Genomic DNA, 18,996 nt, shown 5'->3' on the forward strand with positions numbered 1-18,996 from the left:
CATGTGAGGGGAGCTAAATGGCGTCGGTTCTGATCGGCATTGCCATCATTGGAGGCACGACCGCAACGGTGCTTGCGGCCTATTATATCATGCATCTGCTTATGGGCGGTGACCCAGGCGGGCGCGACAGGGAGCTGGCAAGTTCAGTCATCACTCGCATCGCCAGCCTGCATGCTCTCATCCTCGCCCTCGTTTTTGCGCAGGAAATGATTGAATACCAGGCGCTGCGAACGGAAAGCACGGTGGAAAGCAATGCGGTCGGCGACGTCTTCTATGATGCCGAGCGCTATGGCTCGGAGGCGCAGGCGCCAATCCAGAAAGCCCTGAAAGATTATGTCCGCATCGTCATCGAGCAGGAATGGGGCGAACTCGGGCGCACCGGCGAACTCTCTTCGGCGGCCTGGGATCAATGGAACAACGCTTATCTCAAAATTCTCGAACTGGCTCCCGTCAATGCCAAGCAGGAGAGCCTGCGCGGCCACATGCTCGAAGAAATCCATATGATTTCGGAATCCCGCGACCGGCGGGAAAACAGCGGCACCGACTCCATCAGCCTGATCTTCTGGTTTGCTGCGGTTTCGGGTGTGATCTTCACCGCCATCGGCTACTACCCCTATGCGCCCGACGGCCGCAACCTGCTGTTGCTGTCGATCTTCGGTGTCTTTACCGGCATCATCCTTTTCTTCATCTACGCCTTCTCAAATCCTTACAGCCCACCCGCGACGTTGTTTCCCACGGCTTTCGAGCGCTTGCAGGAGGAAATCAGCGGGCCGGATCCGTAAGTGGAAATGGCCCGAAGGCCTCACCCAAGCCTATCGCCGTCATGCGCCAAAGCAAAAGACTGTCGCTTTTCGCTGCGTTTTGCGGTAAAAGCGGCACGCAGTCAGCAAGGCCGTGCTGCTTGAAAGGCGCGCAGCCCCTGTTTCACGCCGATGGGAGGCACTCATGAAAACGATCCTGAGCAACCAGAAGAACAAGATCAACACTCAGGATACCCGTCTTCATGTCCAGTTTGCTTTCACGCGCGAGGAAAAACCTGCCGCGTCTTAACCGCAGCTTCTCAACAGCATCGCAATCCCACGACAGGCGCCAGCCGCGCCTGCGCAAGTTCCTGTCCTACTTCCGGCCGCATCTTCCGCTGCTCATGGCCGATATTGCCTGCGCCGTCGTCGTTGCTGCTGCCGCAGTAGCCTTGCCGCTCTGCACCAACATCGTCATGAGCCATCTCATCGCGCTCACCGATATGGTTTCGGCCTATTGGCAGATCCTCGGCATGGGAGGAGTCATGCTGGCCATCGTGGCAGTCGAGACAGCTGCCATCTTCTTCGTCGATTATCGCGGCCATATGATGGGTGCGCATATCGAGGCGCATATCCGGCAGGAACTGTTCGACCACTGCCAGAAACTCTCCTTCGGTTTCTACGACCGGCACCGCACCGGCCAATTGATGAGCCGCATCGTCGGCGATTCGTTCTGGCTGGGAGAACTTTTCCATCACGGGCCGGAAGACCTTCTGATCGCTATCCTCAAATATAGCGGGGCGATGGCAGTCCTGTTCTTCATCGATCCGCAGCTTGCCTTCCTGATCCTCCTGCTGACGCCTTTTGCCGTGGCTTATGCGCTGCACTTCAACAGGCGCATGAACCGTGCCCTCGAGGCAAGCAAGCAGGAAATCGCCGCCGTCAACGAAAGGGTCGAGGATGCGCTGGCGGGCATCCGCGTCGTCCAGTCCTTCGCCAACGAAGACCTGGAGCGGAAACGCTTTGCCGCCCTGAACAGGCGCTTCCTTGAAAGCCGTGCCGATGGCTACCGCAGCGAAGCCTGGTTTTCCGCTGGTGCCGAGACCTTCGCCCAGATCATTACGCTTCTGGTCGTCATCCTCGGCGGATTGCGCATCCTTGCGGCGGAACTCACCATTGCCGATCTCCTGACCTTCCTGCTCTGCGTCGGCGTCCTCGTCGATCCGGTCAAGCGGATGGCCAACCTCGCCCGGCTCTGGCAGGAAGGCTATACGGGCTTCGTGCGGGCGATGGAGATACTGGAGATCGATCCTGATGTGGTGGATCACCCTTCGGCCCGTGCGTTGCATACCCCGAAGGGAGAAATCCGGCTCTCGAATGTCGATTTCAGCTATGAGGACGGAGCGGACGTGCTCAGCAACCTGTCGCTGACCATTCGATCAGGCGAATTCGTGGCACTCGTCGGCCCCTCCGGTGTGGGGAAAAGCACGCTCTGCGCGCTGCTTCCCCGCTTCTATGATGTCACCGGTGGCTCGATCGAAATCGATGGCACTGATATCCGTGATGTGACGCTCGCCTCGCTGCGCCGGCACCTCGGCGTGGTGCAGCAGGATGTCTATCTCTTCGCCGGAACCGTAGCGGACAACCTGCGTTACGGCCAACCGGATGCGACGGACGAAGAGGTGGAAGCCGCAGCCCGGGCTGCCCATGCGCATGATTTCATCATGGCGTTGCCGCAGGGCTATCAGACCGATATCGGCCAGCGCGGCGTAAAACTGTCGGGCGGGCAGCGCCAGCGGCTGACGATCGCTCGTGCCTTCCTCAAGAACCCTGCCATCCTCATTTTCGATGAGGCGACGAGCGCGCTCGACAATGAAAGCGAGCGGGCTGTGCAGCAGGCCTTCCTGACGCTTGCCAAGGGGCGCACGACACTCGTGATCGCCCACCGCCTTTCGACGATCCGCCACGCCGACCGCATTCTGGTGCTCACCGGCGACGGTATCGTCGAAGAAGGCAATCATGACAGGCTGATGGAGAGCGGCGGCGTTTATGCCAATCTCTATGGGCTGCAGGCGAGCATCTGAGGTCCCATGACGATGATATGCGGAACAGTTCGGCAGACAGGCCCGAACTGTTCCGCAGATCGACCAAGTGCTATTTCTCTTCACGCCTACAGCATCGGCCCGAAAATCGGAATCGATTTTCGGAAAGCCTGATGCGTAGATTCAAAGAGTTAGAGCGTCCTTTGTGCGTCCGAATGGACGCACAGCGCTCTAGGGAGGAACACCATGACAGTGCTGCGCATCGTTCCGAATATCGCCGCCGCCTCCATTGAGGAGGTACGCAATTTCTATTCCGAGCTGTTCGACCTCGACATCGTCATGGATCATGGCTGGATCGTCACCCTCGCATCAGACAGGCGAGCAATCACCCAGATCGGTATTGCAACGGAGGGCGGATCAGGAACCGCAGTGCCCGACATTTCGATCGAGGTCGATGACGTGAACGAGGTCCATCAGCGCGCTGTGACGGGCGGGCACCAGATCGTCTACGGGCCGGCCGACGAGCCTTGGGGCGTAAGGCGTTTCTATATTCGCGATCCCACCGGCAAGCTGCTGAACATCCTCTCTCACACAGGCTGAATGGTTTGTCTGAGACAGGAACGATCATTGCAACGCCTGCGAAAGCCTCTATTCTGCGACGACCAATCCAAGGCACGAAATAACTGCTTTCATTGAGAATTTTCGAAAATATCCGGATCACACCATGAACACATTAAACCGCCCTGACTTGAGCGATATTCATCGGGGTGACTGGGTGGACCGGCTGTTGCCGGGCGCATGGCGACCTTACACAAGGCTCGCGCGGCTCGATCGTCCAGTCGGAATATGGCTAACGCTGTTTCCATGCTGGGCGGCACTGTTTCAGGCCGCAGATGGCCTTCCCGATATCCGGCAGCTAGCCGTCTTCACGCTCGGCGCCCTGCTGATGCGAAGCGCCGGCTCCACGATCAACGATATCGCGGACCGGAAATTTGACGGCCATGTCGAGCGAACCCGTTTTCGGCCTCTGGCAAGCGGGCAGATCGGCGTCAGTCAGGCGTTAACCTTTCTGGCCGTCGAGCTCGCCTTGGCGGCGTCTCTCCTGTTGTTTCTGACGCCCTATACGCGGCTGGTGGCCCTCTGCGTTCTGCCGCTTGTGTTCGTCTATCCGCTTTGCAAACGCTTCACCCATTGGCCGCAGGCAGTGCTGGGCGCAGCGTTCAACTGGGGCATGCTCATGGCCTGGGCCGAAATTGCCGGCCATATTCCGGCCGGAGCCGTGCTTATGTGGGCTGGAGCCATCGCGTGGCAGATTGGCTACGATACCGTCTATGCCTATGTCGACGTGAAGGACGACAGAAGCCTCGGCCTGAAATCGACTGCCATCCTGTTCGGTCGGCATGGCAAGCTCATGATTGGCCTGTTCTACGCTTTGACGATCGCCGCATGGTCGCTCGGCGGCTGGCTGTCGGGCATGTCCCTGCCTTACGCGTTCGGAATGCTCGTCATCGCCGCGCACCTTGTCTGGCAGACTTGGCGGATTGACCTTGCACGACCGGAAGTGAATTACCGCCTGTTCCTGGCAAACATCCTGACCGGGCTATTGCTGGCAGCCTCGGCCCTTATGGGAACCTGGTAAGCCCCGTCGGCTCAATAAGAGCAGGGGCGACTATCGCTGGGACGGAAACCGTCGGCACAGGCCGGATTCAGGGATGTATCCTCGCCATAGTCGTATCTCCCCGTCGATGTACAGCCCGAAGCGATCGCGGAAAGCGTGATCAGCGCGCCGGCCATCACGAATGTGCGAAATCTGTTCATGTGAACATCCCCCTTCATAGGATCGCCCATACGCCAAGCCGACAATCTAGCATGTCACGGCAAATCCATGCGAGGACTTATCGCATTGATCCCATTCACTCTTCCGCGAGCCAGGGGATAAGGACGTCTCTATCCCTGCTTAATCGCGCTCGGCGATAACAGTTGCGCGGGGATATTCGCCGTAATAGCCGCGCCAGTTGGCGACGGCGAAACCGAATACCACCAAAGCACCTGCCTGATGCAGCAGGCCCCAGTGCAGCGGCACCTCGAGCAGCAGCGTGGTGATGCCAATTGCCGCCTGAATCGTGACGAGTACGAAGAGCACCACGGCGCGGCGTGCATGCGTGGTCCAGGATGCGGCACGCAGCGCGATTGCCATGTTGATCAGCGTCAGTGCGAACAACGTGTAGGCGCCAAAGCGGTGGATGAACTGCACCGTCTTCGGGTTCTCGAAGAGGTTGATCCAGAAGGGCTGCTGGATGAAGAGATCGCCGGGCACGACGGCACCATCCATCAGCGGCCAGGTATTGTAGGTAAAGCCGGCATCGAGGCCGGCGACCAGTGCGCCGAGATAGATCTGGAAGAGCGAGAAGATGGCGATCGCCGCCGCCCAGCGGTGGGAATTCTTCGTCGGCGCAGCATCATCGGAATGCGGCGAAAGCCCGCGCATGATCCACATGCAGGAGGCAAAGATCAGGCAGGCCATGACGAGATGGGTTGCAAGCCGGTACTGGCTGACGTCCGTGCGCACAGACAGGCCGGAGGAGACCATCCACCAGCCGATGAAGCCCTGCAGGCCACCCAGAGCCAGGATGCCGGCAAGCGGCCAGCGCAGGCGCTTCTCGATCCTGCCCGTCAGCCAGAAAAAGACCAGCGGCAGCGCGAAGATCACGCCGATGCCGCGTGCGATCAGCCGGTGCGCCCACTCCCACCAGAAGATGCTCTTGAACTGATCGACCGTCATGTCGCTGTTCAGCTGCTGGAACTCGGGAATGCGCTGGTAGAGCCTGAATTCCTCTTCCCACTCGGCGGCATTCAGCGGCGGGATGACGCCGTGGATCGGCTTCCATTCGGTGATGGAAAGACCGGAATTGGTGAGCCGCGTCGCGCCCCCCACGAGCACGAGACAGAAGAGCGCCAGAAGCACGAAGCCCAGCCAGATGCGCACGGCGCGGCGGTTGTTGTCCTGCCTGCGCACTTCAGTGCGGATCGCCTGCTCCGGGCTCAGGTTCGCGACGGCCATGATGTCTCCTTTTATCCGGCAGTTGATTTGCCCCACTGGCTGATGCAAAACAAGCCCCGAACCTTTGCGGCATGCCGTCGCGCCGGCTCAGTCCCATCTGTTCGAAAGTTATACGATGCCCGTCCGCCTTCGCAAATTCATCGGCACGATCCTGATCATCATCCTCGTGCTTTTCTATGCGATTGTGGCGAATACGATCGCGGTCGCGACGCTCGGCAATGCGCCCTGGTGGGGGCATCTGCTCTACTTCGCGCTCACAGGCTTGCTTTGGGTGCTGCCGGCGATGGTTATCATCAAGTGGATGGCCGGTCCGAAACAGCAGTAGGGTCCGATTAACGGCGGAATAACCCTGATCTGCGGAAAACCTCTCCCTGACGCGGCGGTTAAACCAAATATACGTCTGGCCGCCTTACCTTCCTCTGCAGCAATCTCTCGATCGGAGAAAGACCCGTGCAGACGCAGAGGCTCGATGTTCTTGAACAAAAGTTCGACGCTGTGGCGCAAGCTGAAGCCGGCATTTCCCGGCTGCGCCAACTCAGCGTGAAACTTGCCATGGCCGAACTCGATATCCAGCTTTTCGACAGAATGGAGCCCCTGGAAGAGGAATGGCGCGCGCTGGAGCGCGACAATCTTTCCTCGCTGCACCAAAGCTATGATTGGTGCGCCGCCTGGGTGGCGGCTTTCCGCCGTCCGCTCGCCATCCTGCGTGGCAGCAGCGGCAACCGCACCGCCTTCATCCTGCCGGTGGAAATCGTCGCCTCGCGCGGTATGCGGATCGCCAAATTCATCGGCGCCGACCACAGCAACATCAATACCGGCCTGTTCTCACAGGACTTTGCCGCAGACAGCGATACGGTGGACAGCCATCATCTCGCCGCCCGCCTTCGTGCAGCACTGGCCGGCAAGGCCGATCTGCTTCTTCTGCAAAATATTCCACTGGAATGGCGCAGCCGTCGCAACATGCTCTCGGGCCTGCCCATGGTGCAGAACCAGAACCACGCCTATCAGCTTCCGCTCTTCGATACGTTTGAGAAGACGCTGCAGCAGTTGAACGCCAAGAGCAGGCGCAAGAAATTCCGCGCGCAGAGCCGGCGGCTGGAGGCGGTTGGCGGCTTCGACTATATCGCGCCGGAAGCATCCTCGGAGCAACACGAACTGCTCGACATGTTCTTCCGCCTGAAAAGCGCCCGCTTCGCCTCGCTCGGCCTGCCCGATGTCTTTGCGGATGGGGAGACCAAGACCTTCCTGCACGGCCTGATCGACAAGAGGAATGGCGACAATTTCGGCCTGCAGATGCGCGCCCTGCGCCTGAAGGGCGACTATGAGGGACGCATCGCCGCGCTGTCGGGGATTTCCCGCAAAGGCGACCACGTCATCTGCCAGTTCGGCGCGATTGACGAGGATCTGGTTGCGGATGCAAGCCCTGGTGAATTCCTCTTCTGGCAGATGATATCAGGTCTGCACGGCAAGGGAGTTGCGCTCTTCGATTTCGGTCTCGGCGACCAGACCTACAAGCGCTCCTGGGCACCGGTCGAAACGGACCACTACGATGTGGTTCTGCCGGTCTCCGGCATCGGCTTCGCAGCCGGTACGGCGCATCGGGCGATCACCCGTGGCAAGGCCTTCATCAAGGCCCGCCCCGGTCTCTATAAATTCGCCCAAAATATCCGGGCCAAGGTCGGGTAAGCATGGCGCGCAAAAGTGTGCAGCGGTTTTGCGACAATGACATGCTTAAAACAAAGATTTAAAGATCAGGCGGCGTGACGCGCCGGGCTGCGCATGGCAGCCTCTTCGCCACCCGACATCAGGACGACGCGCTCGTAGCCGGCGCCCTGGAAATCCTGCATCATGCCGACGAAAGTAGCCTCATCGATCTCGGGCAGCGACAGGATGATCTCGATTTCCTTGCTGCGCGTCAGCCGCGAAACGCCGGCGACATCGGCCGCGCCACATTCGACGATGACGATATCATAGGCCGAAGTCAGCGCATCGAGCAGTAGCGAAAGCCTGTCGACGCCCCGCATGGCGCGGCGCACATCGCTCACACCCTGCGGGATCAGATGTGCATCGGACATCCGGTCGCCATGGATCGTCTCGCCGAAGGCGGCCTCACCGCAGAGAAGATCGGTGACGCCCAGTGCCTCTTGGTTCTCGGCCATCAATTCGCTCGGATAGCCGGAGCCGGTCATGTCGATCACGATTACGCGGCGTCCGGTATCGGCGAGCACGCGTGCCAGGGCAACGGTCGCGGCCGAACCGTTGTCACCAGTCGGAGATATGGAGACGGCAAGCGGAGCACGGCAGTCGGTGAGATAACGCGCGACGGACGAAACGGAGAATTCGTTGTCGTCGGCAGGCGCTTCCCCTACCGGCTCGGCTTCCGGCTCCTCATCCTCATGCTCATCCTCATCAATGGCAGCCGTCAGCATGCTCAGTTTGGCGATCTTCGAGGCGGGAACGGGTGCTGCGTCGCCCCGCCCTTCTTCCTCGACCCTGTCCTCGACATCGGGGGCTTCCACCGGGCGCAGCGCACGGCCGCTGAAGAGTTCGGAGAGCATGATGACGATCGCGCTCATGATGAGTGTTGCGACTGCGGCAACGACGACGATCGGCACGACCTTCGGGAAATAGGGATCGACCTGCTCGATCGCCTTCGAAACAATGCGGGCGTCCGCGGGGCTGGAATTCCGGTCGGCGCGGGAAGCAGCCTCGCGGTAGCGGACGAGGTAGGTTTCGAGAAGCTGGCGCTGGGCGTTCGCCTCCCGCTCAAGCGCGTTGAGACCCACTCCGTCCTCGCCCGCCTTGGCGCTGTTGGCCTGCAGCGTATCGGACTGCTGTTCCAATTCCTGTTCGCGCAGATTGGCAACCTTCGTCTCGTTCTCGATGCTGGCGAGAATCTTCTGCGTTTCCTGGCGGATTTGCACGCGGATATCGGCAAGCTGAGCGCGCAGGCTCTTCAGCCGCGGGTGGTTGTTCAGCAGGCTCGTCTGCAGGTCGGAAATCTGCGATTGGAGGCCGGATTCCGTCGCCTTCAACCGCTGGATCGCCTGCGACGACATAATATCACTCAGCGTGTCGGAGGCTTCGCCCGAAGAGAGCGCGTTGCGCACGGCCTGCGCCCTCGCCTCGGCATTCGCCTTGTCAGTGCGCACGCGGGTCAGTTCGACGGAGATATCGTTGAGCTGCTGCGCGGTAAAGGTCGTGGTACCGTTGGTCTGCAGCAGGCCATGGGTGGTGCGGTAATCGGCGACCTTCTTCTCGGCCTCGCTCACCTTCTGGCGCATGCTGTCGATCTCCGGCTCGAGCCAGCGCGTGGCTTCCGTGTTGGAGTCGAGCTTGGCGCCACTCTGGATTGCCAGGTAGACCCGCGCCATGGCGTTCGGAATACTGGCGGCGAGCTTTGGATCCTTGGAGGTGAAGGTGATGCCGATGACGCGCGAGCCCGGCACCTGATAGACTTGCAGGCGCTGAGTGAAGGCGTCGATAACACGCTCTTCCGGCGGATTTTCCAGCGGGTTTTTCTTCAGGTGCAGCGTCACGAGGATATCGGTGAGCGCGGAGCCGTTCGCAGCCGCATCGAATTCCGGCAGATTATAGAGCTTCAGATTGTTGATGACCTGCTTGATAAGGTCCGCCGACTGCAGGATCTGCACCTGGCTCGCGATATTCAACTCGTCGAGCAGTGGCCCGGCACTGGCATCATTCGTCTGGGTATTGGCGAATGCGGGAGCGCGCGGCTCGATAAGCAGACGCGTCTCGCTACGATATTGCGGCGAAACTATCTTGGCGCCGGCAAAGGCGACAGCCGCACCCAATGCGGTGATCGTCAATATTCTCAGACGACGGGCCCAGACCGCGCGCACAAGCTGGCCGAGGTCGATGTCCACATCCTGATCACTCGCTACGCGGGACATACTCACTACTCCAATACGAACTGCCCCAAGCGTAAACGACCATGGTAACTCAACGGTTAATGGCAATTCCCTCGCAAACAAGACGCTCCTGATAAAGGAATTGCGGAAATCGGCGGATTTTTTACCGGGCATTAACCCTAATAGATCGATAACGGCTCGACCGATTTATCTTCCTGTGAGCAAGCGGATGCCCTTCGTCCAGCCCAAGACCTTGATGGCTCTGAGCCTTGTCGCCATGATGGCTGCACTGGCGGGCTGCACGACCTATCGGCCGGCGCCGAAGGCCTTCAACCAGGCGACGATCCAGCCCTATTCGCTTGACAGCGGCGACCGGTTGCGCATCACCGTGTTCGATCAGGCGACGCTGACCAATACCTATACTGTGGATCAGGCCGGCTATATCGCATTCCCCCTTATCGGCCAGGTCCCTGCCCGCGGCCGCACCCTGCAGCAGCTTTCCGGCCAGATCGCGCAGAAGCTGCAGCAGGGATATCTTCGCGATCCTGATGTCACGATCGATGTCGACCGCTATCGCTCCGTCTACATCATGGGCGAAGTCGGCCAGCCCGGCCAATATGCCTATGTTCCCGGCATGACCGTGCAGAACGCCATCGCAGTTGCCGGCGGCTTCACCAGCCGCGCCAACCAGAGCATGGTCGACGTCACGCGCAAGATCAACGGACAGGTGCTGACAGGCCGCGTCAATATTTCCGGCCCGATCATTGCCGGTGACACGATCTATGTTCGTGAACGGCTCTTCTAGCTGATGGAGGAACAGAGGCCCCTCCGCATTCTTCACTGCTTCCGGTCGCCGGTCGGCGGAATTTTCCGCCATGTCCGCGATCTGGTGGAGGAACACAGCCGAGCGGGCCACGAAATCGGCATCATCTGCGACAGCTCGACCGGCGGCGAATATGAGGACCGTCTCTTCGACGATATCCGCCCTTATCTTTCGCTCGGCCTGACGCGTATTCCGATACGGCGCTCCATCAGCCCGGCTGATGCCATGGTACTCTGGAACACATTCAAGGAAATCAGGAGTTTGCGGCCGGATGTGCTGCATGGGCACGGCGCCAAGGGCGGTGTGCTTGCGCGGCTTGCCGGCTCAGCCCTGCGGGTCAATAGGTATCGCGTAGCCCGCCTCTATACCGCGCATGGCGGAAGCCTGCATTATTCCCGCGCCTCCATGCTCGGCCAGTTCGTGCTGCGCATGGAGCGGCTGCAGGAATATTTTACCGATGCGCTGGTCTTCATCTGCGAATATGAGCGCCAGACCTATGCGACCAAGGTGGGTCGGCCGCGGGTCACCAACCGTCTGATCTATAACGGCATCGGCGCGCGGGACTTTTCAGACATTCCGACCCGCTCCGATGCCGTGCACTTCATTTATGTCGGCATGCTGCGCGACCTTAAAGGCCCGGATCTCTTCATCGACGCCTTCGCCAAGACCGAGCGCCTGCTCGGCCGGCCGCTTTCGGCGCTGATGATCGGCGACGGGCCGGAACGCGACCGCTATCGCGAGATGATGGTGGAGCGCGGCCTCGGCAAGCGCATCGGCATGCTGCCGGCCATGCGCGTGAAGGATGCCTTCTCCATGGCGCAGAATCTCGTTGTTCCCTCCCGCGCCGAAGCGATGCCTTACATCGTTCTGGAAGGGCTCGGCGCCGGCAAGACGGTCATCGCGTCGCGCGTCGGCGGTATTCCCGAGGTGCTCGGCGCGGACAGTCCCGCGCTGGTGACACCGGGAGATTCAGACGATCTGGCGCGGGTGATGGCGGAAGCACTGACAGTACCCGGCTGGCACGACAAAGTCATGCCCTCTCCCGACACGGTCAAATCGGTCTTTTCCGCGGCGGTCATGGCGCGCGATGTGCTGAAACTCTACGGCGAACTCGTCAATCCCGCTGCGGCACAGGCGATCCCGGCCGCCTCGTAAATGTTTCTTAGGGGCTTTCTGTTATCCCGCTCACATCAACGAGCGATGAAGCCCCATGAACAAGCTGGAAAAGAGCGGACAGTTCGATGTCGAAGCCCTGCGCAAGCAGGTCTCCGATACGGAAACGCGCAACGACGCCTCCAAGCATGCTGCCGGCGAGACGCCTGGTATCAATCCCTATGCACGTCAGATCGCCGAACAGTTCCGAGACGGAACCTATTCGCCGACGATCATCATCGGCCAGTTGCGGCTGCTGGAATTCCTGACACAGTTCGTCATCGGCCTTGCCGCCTTCTATTTCGCGCCTGGCGACGGCAGCGACAGCATCCTGATGCGGGCCGTCATGGCGGCAATCGTTTCGGCATTGACCGTCATAGCGCTTCAGCTTGCCGATACCTATTCCATTCCGGCTCTCAGAGCCCGCGTGCGGTATCTGCCGCGTGCCTTCGCAGCATTCGCCATCGTCTTCGTGCTGACAACAGGCGCTTTCTCGCTTCTGCGGGGTCTCAGCGCTGCAACCGCGGAATCCTATGGCATCTGGTTTATTGCAGGGGCGCTCTTTCTGGTCATCGAGCGTTTCCTCGTTGCACAGGGCATGCGCAACTGGGCGCGCAACGGTATCATGGAGCGCCGCGCCGTCATCGTCGGCGGCGGCGAGCCGGCCAAGGAACTGATCCGTATGCTGGAGCAGCAGGCGGATAACGACATCCGTGTCTGCGGCATCTTCGACGACCGTGGCGAGAAGCGCTCGCCGATCATGGTCGCCGGCTATCCGAAGCTCGGCACGGTGAGCGAACTCGTGGAATTCGTGCGGATGACGCGCATCGACATGCTGATCATCGCACTGCCGCTCTCTGCCGAAGCGCGCATCTTCGAACTTTTGAAAAAGCTCTGGGTGCTGCCGGTCGACATCCGCCTTGCCGCACACGCAAATCGCCTTCGTTTCCGCCCGCGTGCCTATTCGCATGTCGGCGCAGTGCCGATGCTTGACATCTTCAAGAAGCCGATCCGCGACTGGGATTCCGTTGCCAAGCGCGCTTTCGATATCTTCTTCACAATCATCGCGCTCTGCCTGCTCTGGCCCGTCATGGTGGCGACAGCGATTGCCGTGAAGGCGACTTCGGAAGGACCTGTTTTCTTCAAGCAGAAGCGCCACGGCTTCAACAATGAAGTCATCAATGTCTTCAAGTTCCGCTCCATGTACACCAACATGAGCGATCCGACGGCGAAAGCCGCCGTCACCAAGGGCGATCCGCGCGTCACCCGTGTCGGCCGCTTCATCCGCAAGACCTCGATCGACGAGCTACCGCAGCTCTTCAACGTGCTGAAAGGCGAGCTTTCGCTGGTAGGCCCGCGTCCGCACGCCGTGCTCGCCCAGGCGCACGACCGCGCTTTCGCCGATATCGTCGACGGCTATTTTGCCCGCCACCGCGTCAAGCCCGGCGTCACCGGCTGGGCGCAGATCAATGGCTGGCGCGGTGAAGTCGACAATGACGAGAAGATCAAGTTCCGCACGGCCTACGACCTTTATTATATCGAGAACTGGTCGCTCTGGTTCGACCTCAAGATCCTGTTCCTGACGCCGGTCCGGCTGCTCAACACGGAAAACGCCTATTGAGCGCGATCGACGCCTCCCCTGTGCGCGTGGCCCAGCCGCAACGGCTGACGCTCCGCCTCATCGGCTCGGCGGCGGTCGCTTTCGGGGTCTTCCTTTCCGGCTTCGTCATCGACGAGCCCGCGCCCTATGAACTGTGGATGGCAGGGCTGATCGGCCTGTGGTTCATACTCGGCCTGAAGATATCCCGCACCACCGCGCCGTTGCTGGCGCTCCTGCTGACCTTCAACATCGGCGGCATGCTGTCGCTCACCCAGATGCGGGACCTGGCGACCGGCCCGATGTATATCGCCGTCTCCACCTTCCTGGCGCTGACCTCCATCTTCTATGCCGCGATCATCGAGGACAGCCACAAGCGGCTGCCGCTGATCTTCAATGCCTGGAGCTTTGCTGCTGTTATCACTTCCCTGCTCGGCATCCTCGGCTATTTCCACGCCTTTCCGGGCTCGGAAGTCTTCACGCTTTACGACCGCGCCAAGGGCGCCTTCCAGGATCCGAACGTTTTCGGCCCCTTCCTCGTGCCGCCGGGGCTTTACCTCGTGCACGGCATTCTCGCCGGAAATCTCAAGACGTCACCGATCAAGGCGGGAGCGTTGCTCATCCTGGCGCTCGGCATCTTCCTCTCTTTCTCACGCGCCGCCTGGGGTCTCTTCGCCTTTGCCGTGGTGGTACTGATCTTCATCATGCTCTTGAAGGAGCGCAGCGGCGCCTTCCGGCTCAGGGTGCTGATCCTGTCGCTAGGCGCGATCATCCTGATGGTGGCCTCGCTGCTCGTCGCGCTGCAGGTTCCCAAGGTCAGCGAGCTCTTCTCCGCCCGCGCCCAGCTCGTGCAGCAATATGACGGTGAGCATCTCGGCCGTTTCGACCGCCATCGCATCGGCTTCCAGATGATGATGGAACGGCCGCTCGGTATCGGGCCTCTGGTCTTCGGCACCATGTTTCCGGAAGACGAGCACAATATCTGGCTGAAGTCGCTGACCACCTACGGCTGGCTGGGTTTCATCAGCTATGTCGGCATGCTGTGCTGGACGCTCACTCTCGGCTTCCGCAACATGCTGCTCGACCGGCCATGGCAGCCTTTCCTCATGGTCGCGTGGATCTCCGTTCTCGGCCATGCGGCGATCGGCAACGTCATCGATATCGACCACTGGCGCCACGTTTACCTGCTGTTCGGCATCGTCTGGGGCTGCGCGGCGCTGGAAGTTCGCCACAAGCGCTCGACCCGCTCACAAACACTTGAGAAGTTCCGCAAAGGCGCTAGATTTCCGGCATGATTACAGGGACACAGATACGCGGCGCACGCGCCATGATCGGCATGAGCATCGAGGAGCTCGCAACTCATGCCGGACTTTCCGTCGAAACAGTCCAGGCGCTTGAAAACGGCGAATGGGCCGGCGAGACGCGCGCCACGATCGACGTTCGCAACACGCTGGAAGCCCACGGCATCATCTTCATCGCCAGCGGCAATCAGGATGAGGGCGGCCCCGGCATACGCCTGCGCGCCCGCAGCTCCAACGATGACGGCATCCGGCCGGAAAATCTCAACGCTGCCAACGACGATTGACGGAACCAAGCGCCATCTCAGGCGTTTCGGCTGTCCTGTCAATGTGTTGGGGGTAGCCTATCTTGAATCGCAATAGCGGTCTTTACCTTGTCATCGGCGCGCTCGTCGTCGTGGTCGTCGGCCTCGGCGCCTACATCTTCCATGAGGAGAGCAAGCCTGAGGGCATCGAGATGAGTATCGGAAAGAACGGTGTCTCTATCGAGCAGAACTGAGCTCAGAGCCCTTTCTGATCAGCGCAAAGCATTCTGGATCGGGGAGTTTTAGAGATAGGTCTTGGCGAGAATTGTCAGCTTGCCGCTGTCCTTCACGCCTTGCTTGTAAAGCTGGATGATGGCTGCGCCGATCCTATCGGCCTCCGGCGTGCGGGGGGCGATGCCGCTGTCATCGCAAATCTGGCTCAGGACCTGCGACAGCAGGTCGATATCTTCCGAAAAGAGCGGTAGATCCTGGGGATGAACTGACGATTTCAACATCGCGCCGCATTTCCCTCAGAGGGCAATAACGCATCATTCTGCGCAGCCGACGCCCTCCCTGCCAGCCATGTTCTTATTATGCGCGTGGCCCAAAACTTTAGCAACTGCGCAAATCAAAATCGTCGGGAACAATCTCTTGTCTCGCGCGTTACGGGGCCGTTTGGAATTCATATGGAATGAGAGCCGTGAGCGAAAAACGCTTCCCCTCGCCCGTGAGGGTCAAATCTCCAAGCAGCAGCTTCATCGTTTCAACTGCCTGGGAAGCCGTCGAATATCTCAAGCGCTGGCCGGCCAAGCGCGGCCGCGAATATCGCATAGCACTCCAGCACTGCCTTGATGCAATGGATGGGCTGAGGAGCCCGCGCGCGGCACAGGTGTCTTTCGCGATGGCTGCCAGGACAGCCGGGCTGCTGGTGTGAGGATTGATAGGCCAGTCAGAATTCAGCTCAGAATTTCAGCCGGCCGCTCGCCTGATGAAGCTGATACTGATTGAAGCCTTCGACAATCACCTTGGCGCCAACTTCGGCGACATGCTCTTCGGCAAGCTCCGCGAGCGCAAGGGCAACCTCCCCTTCCGGCCAGCCGGCTTTCACGGCTTCGTCAGCGAGAGCCTTGAATGCAGCGGCAAGGGTCTGCCGACAATCCTGTGTCTTATTGTCAATCGTCATAAGCCCGAAACTATGCTTTTCTACGATTTCCCTTCATTACACCCTCAGCAATAAAATTGCGAATAAATTTCAATTTTCAAATAATCCAAAATTGGGACGATCGTGCACATCAGCTTCAATCATAGGTAGATTTCGTCCAAATATGAAATAAATCCCCTCCCCAAGCGGAGATATTTGACGGAAATATTAAAGAAATAGTTTACCGAAAATTTAGTATATCAAAAACTACAACCTAAACCTCATATTATTGCGGCAAAGGTCGACGCAGCTTAGTGCCGCATTGCTTATGGGCGGGAGGATTTCCATGCTACGCCGTCGTATGCAAGGATTTTTGCCGCTCTGCGCGGACTTTTTTCAGCAGTCATCGGCGAGTTGTGAGCCCTCTGGACGGCGCCAGAGAAGCAGGACACAAGCTCCTCAGCAGACATTCCCTTGGACAAATTCCGTTTTATGATCACGGCGGCATTTTTCCCTTGCGTCCAAAAACCGAAAAGTCTAACAGAAGCAAGCCGTTTCGGCAGGTCGGGGCGTAGCGCAGCCCGGTAGCGCACTTGACTGGGGGTCAAGGGGTCGCTGGTTCGAGTCCAGTCGCCCCGACCATTTAATCCCTTGAAATCTCAGTCTTTCCGCATCTCGCAAGAGTGAGGGCGCGGCGCGTCCTCAGCGCGATTCATCCGTCCATATGCGGCGCTCGCCGCGGTAGATGTACCGGCCCGAGCCCTGGCGGGTGTTGTCGCGGTAATAATCGCGGCGATTGCGGTTGCGGTCGTCGCCGGCGCAACGCTCGGGAAAGCGGCGGCAATCCTGGTAGGTTTGCCGGTCGACACGCGGATTTCTCGGATCGACAGCCATTGCATTACCGGCAAGCATTGCTAAAGCTAAGGCAAGAACGAACCTGATCATTTCACTCTCTTCAATTTCCTGCAGACCATTGCCTGGAGTTTACCACATGCTGCCAAGCCGCTCACTTCTCATCGGCGTGATCGTGACGCTTGCCTCCTCGCATATCGCATTGGCAGAAAACGTCAAATTCCGGAACGCCAAGGAAAACGAAATCCGTCAGATGCTGAAAGGCGCCAGCGACTTGCGGAAAGCCTCGAACGGCTATGAATACCGTCCAGGCAATAAGAACGGCTATAAAATTTCAGACGGTCAGATCTGCGTTCTTTTCCCCAACAAGCAGACTGACTGCATTTCAATCAAGACGGACGGCAACGTACTGCAGATGCTCGACAACAAGGGCAATCGCATCAAGCTCTAGGCCTTGCCGGCTTCTGTCCTGCCGATCGAGCCGGATCCATCCAGTCGGGCCGTAACCCCTTCCCGGACCTTTACCCAAAAACCGCGTTGGAAACCACGATTTTGCGGGTCGCTTGCCCGCAGCCGCGATGTGCCATGCGCCGATGCGGTTTCTGTCCGAGGCAGTCGGATCTCAACGAGTTTTCAGCCGGCTCTTGCCGGCAGGGGGAAATCATGAAAGGTCGCTTCGTATCAGCCGCAGTCGCCAGCTTCCTCGTCACCGGCCTCATCGCTGGCGCGGCCATGGCGGCTGATGCCATCGGTGAGGTACCGGCCGCACCGGCAGCCGAGATCGCGCCGGTCTTCACATGGACGGGCTTCTATGCCGGTGTCGGTGGCGGACCAACCTGGGCCAATGGCGATTTCGACGTCTTTTCCGAAGACATGAATGGTGGCCTGATCACTGGCTTCGTGGGCTATAATTGGCAGCTCGACAACAATTTCGTCTTCGGTATCGAAGGTGACGTTTCCTATAACTGGGACAAGGCCGATGTCGGCCCGTTTGAAGTCGGCCTCGAAACTGCCGGCTCCGTCCGAGCCCGGCTCGGCTATGCGATCGATCGCGCTCTGATCTATGGCGCGGCAGGCTGGACGGCTGCGCAGGCCCATATCGACGGCCCCGCCGGCAACGACAGGGATACGCTATCAGGCTGGACGATTGGCGCGGGCGTCGACTACGCCTTCACCAATAACTTCTTCGGCCGGCTGGAATATCGCTACAATGATTACGGCAGCGCCGATCTTCTCGGGCTCGACGGCGACATCGACCAGCATGTCGTGATGATCGGCGTGGGCTATAAATTCTGAAGCCCTGTCCGTTCAAGACTATTCAGGCTGCCAGACTATGCGGCGGAGAGCGCGAGCTTGCCATCCGCCGCCACACGCGGTTGCCATGCGGAATAGTTGGCGATGGTGAAATGCGGTGTCTCGAAGGGCGTCGCATGGGTTTCGGTGATGACAGTGACATCGGCTCCGGCACCCTCGCCGGCGAGAATGCCTGCAACCGCATCCTCGAATACCAGGCAGCGGGTGGGATCGACGCCAAGGCGGCTCGCGCCGAGCAGGTAGCATTCCGGGCTCGGCTTGCCTGACGAGACTTCCTCGCCGCTGACGATCATTTTCGGCATGGGAATGCCTGCGGCCGCCATGCGGCGGACGGCGAGCTCGATCGGCGCCGAAGTGACGATCCCCCAGCGATCCGCGGGCAGTGCATTCAGGAAGCGGATGGAGCCCGGAATCTCGACGATGCCCTCGAAATCCTCCATCTCCTCCTTCAGAAGCAGCTTTGCCTCAGCAATCGGATCGACGCCGGGAAGGCCGAGCTGGCGAATGCTGTCGGATGCACGAACACCATGGATGGTCTTGAGAAGAACCTCAGGCTCGAAGCCATGGCGGAGGCCCCACTCGCTCCAGACGCGCTCGACGACGGCGATGGAGTTCAGCACCGTGCCGTCCATATCGAAGAGGAAGGCATCGTAGGTCTTGTCGAGAACGCGATGGGAAGCGGACAAAGGAGGGTTCCTTGCGAAGCGGAAAGCCGTCGGGCCTTCCGCGACTAGCCGAGCGCAGGACCGGCGTCAACCTAAAGCATGTCGCGCAAAAGTGTGGAGCGGTTTTACAATAACGACATGCGTCAAACAAAGACCTAAAGCGTGGCGAACGAATCTAAGAGGTCGCGACGCGC

General features: G+C 59.7%; 22 protein-coding genes and 1 tRNA gene. 16 read left to right on the top strand and 7 right to left on the bottom strand.

All coding sequences use genetic code 11. From position 1 onward, the window contains the following. Window positions 1-17 precede the first annotated feature (17 nt). The 4 genes from AC1DM5_RS18290 (at window position 18) to ubiA (ending at window position 4,421) form a co-directional block, all read left to right on the top strand. Window positions 18-782: a bestrophin-like domain gene (locus tag AC1DM5_RS18290; protein ID WP_477823569.1), complete on the top strand. Its 765-nt coding sequence runs from the start codon at window positions 18-20 to the stop codon at window positions 780-782. A 221-nt stretch (window positions 783-1,003) separates the two neighbouring features. Beyond that, complete coding sequence (locus tag AC1DM5_RS18295; protein WP_477823570.1) at window positions 1,004-2,824, top strand: ABC transporter ATP-binding protein; 1,821 nt, start codon at window positions 1,004-1,006, stop codon at window positions 2,822-2,824. 204 nt (window positions 2,825-3,028) lie between these two features. Next, the gene (locus AC1DM5_RS18300) at window positions 3,029-3,382 is read left to right on the top strand and encodes a VOC family protein (protein WP_477975391.1); all 354 of its coding nucleotides are present in this window, start codon (window positions 3,029-3,031) and stop codon (window positions 3,380-3,382) included. Window positions 3,383-3,506: 124 nt separating this feature from the next. Next, window positions 3,507-4,421, top strand: a complete 915-nt coding sequence (gene ubiA, locus AC1DM5_RS18305) for a 4-hydroxybenzoate octaprenyltransferase (RefSeq protein ID WP_477820109.1) — start codon at window positions 3,507-3,509, stop codon at window positions 4,419-4,421. An 11-nt stretch (window positions 4,422-4,432) separates the two neighbouring features. On the opposite strand, the gene AC1DM5_RS18310 is transcribed toward ubiA, so the two are convergent. Both AC1DM5_RS18310 and AC1DM5_RS18315 read right to left on the bottom strand, forming a co-directional pair. Beyond that, window positions 4,433-4,600 carry a hypothetical protein gene (locus tag AC1DM5_RS18310; protein ID WP_477820110.1) on the bottom strand — a complete coding sequence of 56 codons (168 nt, stop codon included), beginning with the start codon at window positions 4,598-4,600 and terminating at the stop codon, window positions 4,433-4,435. A 139-nt stretch (window positions 4,601-4,739) separates the two neighbouring features. Continuing rightward, a complete protein-coding gene (locus AC1DM5_RS18315) occupies window positions 4,740-5,843 on the bottom strand; it encodes a COX15/CtaA family protein (RefSeq protein WP_477820111.1) in 1,104 nt (367 codons plus the stop codon). A 115-nt stretch (window positions 5,844-5,958) separates the two neighbouring features. Here AC1DM5_RS18315 and AC1DM5_RS18320 point away from each other — a divergent pair, with 115 nt between their 5' ends. After that, on the top strand, window positions 5,959-6,168 hold the full coding sequence (locus AC1DM5_RS18320; RefSeq protein WP_132651144.1) for a DUF2842 domain-containing protein: 210 nt from the start codon (window positions 5,959-5,961) through the stop codon (window positions 6,166-6,168). Window positions 6,169-6,293: 125 nt separating this feature from the next. Further along, a complete protein-coding gene (locus AC1DM5_RS18325; RefSeq protein ID WP_477820112.1) occupies window positions 6,294-7,529 on the top strand; it encodes a GNAT family N-acetyltransferase in 1,236 nt (411 codons plus the stop codon). Between the two features lie 65 nt (window positions 7,530-7,594). Here AC1DM5_RS18325 and AC1DM5_RS18330 read toward each other — a convergent pair whose 3' ends face one another. Next, on the bottom strand, window positions 7,595-9,757 hold the full coding sequence (locus tag AC1DM5_RS18330; protein ID WP_477820113.1) for a GumC family protein: 2,163 nt from the start codon (window positions 9,755-9,757) through the stop codon (window positions 7,595-7,597). Between the two features lie 187 nt (window positions 9,758-9,944). Between AC1DM5_RS18330 and AC1DM5_RS18335 the strand changes: the two genes are divergently transcribed. From AC1DM5_RS18335 to AC1DM5_RS18360, 6 genes are all read left to right on the top strand, one after another. Continuing rightward, window positions 9,945-10,520 (top strand): polysaccharide biosynthesis/export family protein, encoded by a 576-nt coding sequence (locus tag AC1DM5_RS18335; RefSeq protein WP_477820114.1) that lies wholly within the window; start codon window positions 9,945-9,947, stop codon window positions 10,518-10,520. A 3-nt stretch (window positions 10,521-10,523) separates the two neighbouring features. After that, window positions 10,524-11,693, top strand: coding sequence for a glycosyltransferase family 4 protein (locus tag AC1DM5_RS18340; RefSeq protein WP_477820115.1), 1,170 nt, complete (start codon window positions 10,524-10,526; stop codon window positions 11,691-11,693). A gap of 55 nt (window positions 11,694-11,748) precedes the next feature. Further along, a complete protein-coding gene (locus AC1DM5_RS18345; RefSeq protein ID WP_477975393.1) occupies window positions 11,749-13,311 on the top strand; it encodes an undecaprenyl-phosphate glucose phosphotransferase in 1,563 nt (520 codons plus the stop codon). Beyond that, entirely contained in the window at window positions 13,308-14,582 is a 1,275-nt protein-coding gene (locus tag AC1DM5_RS18350; protein ID WP_477820117.1) for an O-antigen ligase family protein, read from the top strand. Before AC1DM5_RS18345 ends, AC1DM5_RS18350 begins: the two co-directional genes overlap by 4 nt. Next, entirely contained in the window at window positions 14,579-14,872 is a 294-nt protein-coding gene (locus AC1DM5_RS18355) for a helix-turn-helix domain-containing protein (protein ID WP_477820118.1), read from the top strand. Before AC1DM5_RS18350 ends, AC1DM5_RS18355 begins: the two co-directional genes overlap by 4 nt. A 62-nt stretch (window positions 14,873-14,934) precedes the next feature. Further along, a complete protein-coding gene (locus AC1DM5_RS18360; protein ID WP_310382923.1) occupies window positions 14,935-15,084 on the top strand; it encodes a hypothetical protein in 150 nt (49 codons plus the stop codon). Window positions 15,085-15,132: 48 nt separating this feature from the next. On the opposite strand, the gene AC1DM5_RS18365 is transcribed toward AC1DM5_RS18360, so the two are convergent. Beyond that, window positions 15,133-15,345: a hypothetical protein gene (locus AC1DM5_RS18365; RefSeq protein ID WP_037096147.1), complete on the bottom strand. Its 213-nt coding sequence runs from the start codon at window positions 15,343-15,345 to the stop codon at window positions 15,133-15,135. Between the two features lie 176 nt (window positions 15,346-15,521). Here AC1DM5_RS18365 and AC1DM5_RS18370 point away from each other — a divergent pair, with 176 nt between their 5' ends. Beyond that, window positions 15,522-15,764: a DUF982 domain-containing protein gene (locus AC1DM5_RS18370; RefSeq protein ID WP_477820119.1), complete on the top strand. Its 243-nt coding sequence runs from the start codon at window positions 15,522-15,524 to the stop codon at window positions 15,762-15,764. 27 nt (window positions 15,765-15,791) lie between these two features. Here AC1DM5_RS18370 and AC1DM5_RS18375 read toward each other — a convergent pair whose 3' ends face one another. Beyond that, window positions 15,792-16,013 (bottom strand): hypothetical protein, encoded by a 222-nt coding sequence (locus AC1DM5_RS18375; RefSeq protein WP_477820120.1) that lies wholly within the window; start codon window positions 16,011-16,013, stop codon window positions 15,792-15,794. A 523-nt stretch (window positions 16,014-16,536) separates the two neighbouring features. Between AC1DM5_RS18375 and AC1DM5_RS18380 the strand changes: the two genes are divergently transcribed. Continuing rightward, a tRNA-Pro gene (locus AC1DM5_RS18380) sits at window positions 16,537-16,613 on the top strand. 60 nt (window positions 16,614-16,673) lie between these two features. On the opposite strand, the gene AC1DM5_RS18385 is transcribed toward AC1DM5_RS18380, so the two are convergent. Beyond that, entirely contained in the window at window positions 16,674-16,916 is a 243-nt protein-coding gene (locus AC1DM5_RS18385) for a hypothetical protein (RefSeq protein WP_477820124.1), read from the bottom strand. Between the two features lie 46 nt (window positions 16,917-16,962). On the opposite strand from AC1DM5_RS18385, the gene AC1DM5_RS18390 reads away from it, so the two are divergent. Both AC1DM5_RS18390 and AC1DM5_RS18395 read left to right on the top strand, forming a co-directional pair. Next, window positions 16,963-17,274: a hypothetical protein gene (locus AC1DM5_RS18390; RefSeq protein ID WP_477820125.1), complete on the top strand. Its 312-nt coding sequence runs from the start codon at window positions 16,963-16,965 to the stop codon at window positions 17,272-17,274. A gap of 212 nt (window positions 17,275-17,486) precedes the next feature. Then, on the top strand, window positions 17,487-18,119 hold the full coding sequence (locus AC1DM5_RS18395; RefSeq protein WP_477820126.1) for an outer membrane protein: 633 nt from the start codon (window positions 17,487-17,489) through the stop codon (window positions 18,117-18,119). A 35-nt stretch (window positions 18,120-18,154) separates the two neighbouring features. On the opposite strand, the gene AC1DM5_RS18400 is transcribed toward AC1DM5_RS18395, so the two are convergent. Continuing rightward, a complete protein-coding gene (locus AC1DM5_RS18400; protein WP_477820127.1) occupies window positions 18,155-18,823 on the bottom strand; it encodes an HAD family hydrolase in 669 nt (222 codons plus the stop codon). Window positions 18,824-18,996 lie beyond the last annotated feature (173 nt).

It is taken from the genome of Rhizobium sp. 01T437 (genome assembly GCF_056398505.1).

Bases quoted from the DNA above. Each gene is read 5' to 3' on its own strand.
- AC1DM5_RS18385 (WP_477820124.1), bottom strand. From the start codon at position 16,916: ATGATCAGGTTCGTTCTTGCCTTAGCTTTAGCAATGCTTGCCGGTAAT.
- AC1DM5_RS18390 (WP_477820125.1), top strand. From the start codon at position 16,963: ATGCTGCCAAGCCGCTCACTTCTCATCGGCGTGATCGTGACGCTTGCC.
- AC1DM5_RS18395 (WP_477820126.1), top strand. From the start codon at position 17,487: ATGAAAGGTCGCTTCGTATCAGCCGCAGTCGCCAGCTTCCTCGTCACC.
- AC1DM5_RS18340 (WP_477820115.1), top strand. From the start codon at position 10,524: ATGGAGGAACAGAGGCCCCTCCGCATTCTTCACTGCTTCCGGTCGCCG.
- AC1DM5_RS18375 (WP_477820120.1), bottom strand. From the start codon at position 16,013: ATGACGATTGACAATAAGACACAGGATTGTCGGCAGACCCTTGCCGCT.
- AC1DM5_RS18355 (WP_477820118.1), top strand. From the start codon at position 14,579: ATGATTACAGGGACACAGATACGCGGCGCACGCGCCATGATCGGCATG.
- ubiA (WP_477820109.1), top strand. From the start codon at position 3,507: ATGAACACATTAAACCGCCCTGACTTGAGCGATATTCATCGGGGTGAC.
- AC1DM5_RS18370 (WP_477820119.1), top strand. From the start codon at position 15,522: ATGAGAGCCGTGAGCGAAAAACGCTTCCCCTCGCCCGTGAGGGTCAAA.
- AC1DM5_RS18330 (WP_477820113.1), bottom strand. From the start codon at position 9,757: ATGTCCCGCGTAGCGAGTGATCAGGATGTGGACATCGACCTCGGCCAG.
- AC1DM5_RS18310 (WP_477820110.1), bottom strand. From the start codon at position 4,600: ATGAACAGATTTCGCACATTCGTGATGGCCGGCGCGCTGATCACGCTT.
- AC1DM5_RS18365 (WP_037096147.1), bottom strand. From the start codon at position 15,345: ATGTTGAAATCGTCAGTTCATCCCCAGGATCTACCGCTCTTTTCGGAA.
- AC1DM5_RS18295 (WP_477823570.1), top strand. From the start codon at position 1,004: ATGTCCAGTTTGCTTTCACGCGCGAGGAAAAACCTGCCGCGTCTTAAC.
- AC1DM5_RS18345 (WP_477975393.1), top strand. From the start codon at position 11,749: ATGAACAAGCTGGAAAAGAGCGGACAGTTCGATGTCGAAGCCCTGCGC.
- AC1DM5_RS18300 (WP_477975391.1), top strand. From the start codon at position 3,029: ATGACAGTGCTGCGCATCGTTCCGAATATCGCCGCCGCCTCCATTGAG.
- AC1DM5_RS18290 (WP_477823569.1), top strand. From the start codon at position 18: ATGGCGTCGGTTCTGATCGGCATTGCCATCATTGGAGGCACGACCGCA.
- AC1DM5_RS18335 (WP_477820114.1), top strand. From the start codon at position 9,945: ATGCCCTTCGTCCAGCCCAAGACCTTGATGGCTCTGAGCCTTGTCGCC.
- AC1DM5_RS18320 (WP_132651144.1), top strand. From the start codon at position 5,959: ATGCCCGTCCGCCTTCGCAAATTCATCGGCACGATCCTGATCATCATC.
- AC1DM5_RS18315 (WP_477820111.1), bottom strand. From the start codon at position 5,843: ATGGCCGTCGCGAACCTGAGCCCGGAGCAGGCGATCCGCACTGAAGTG.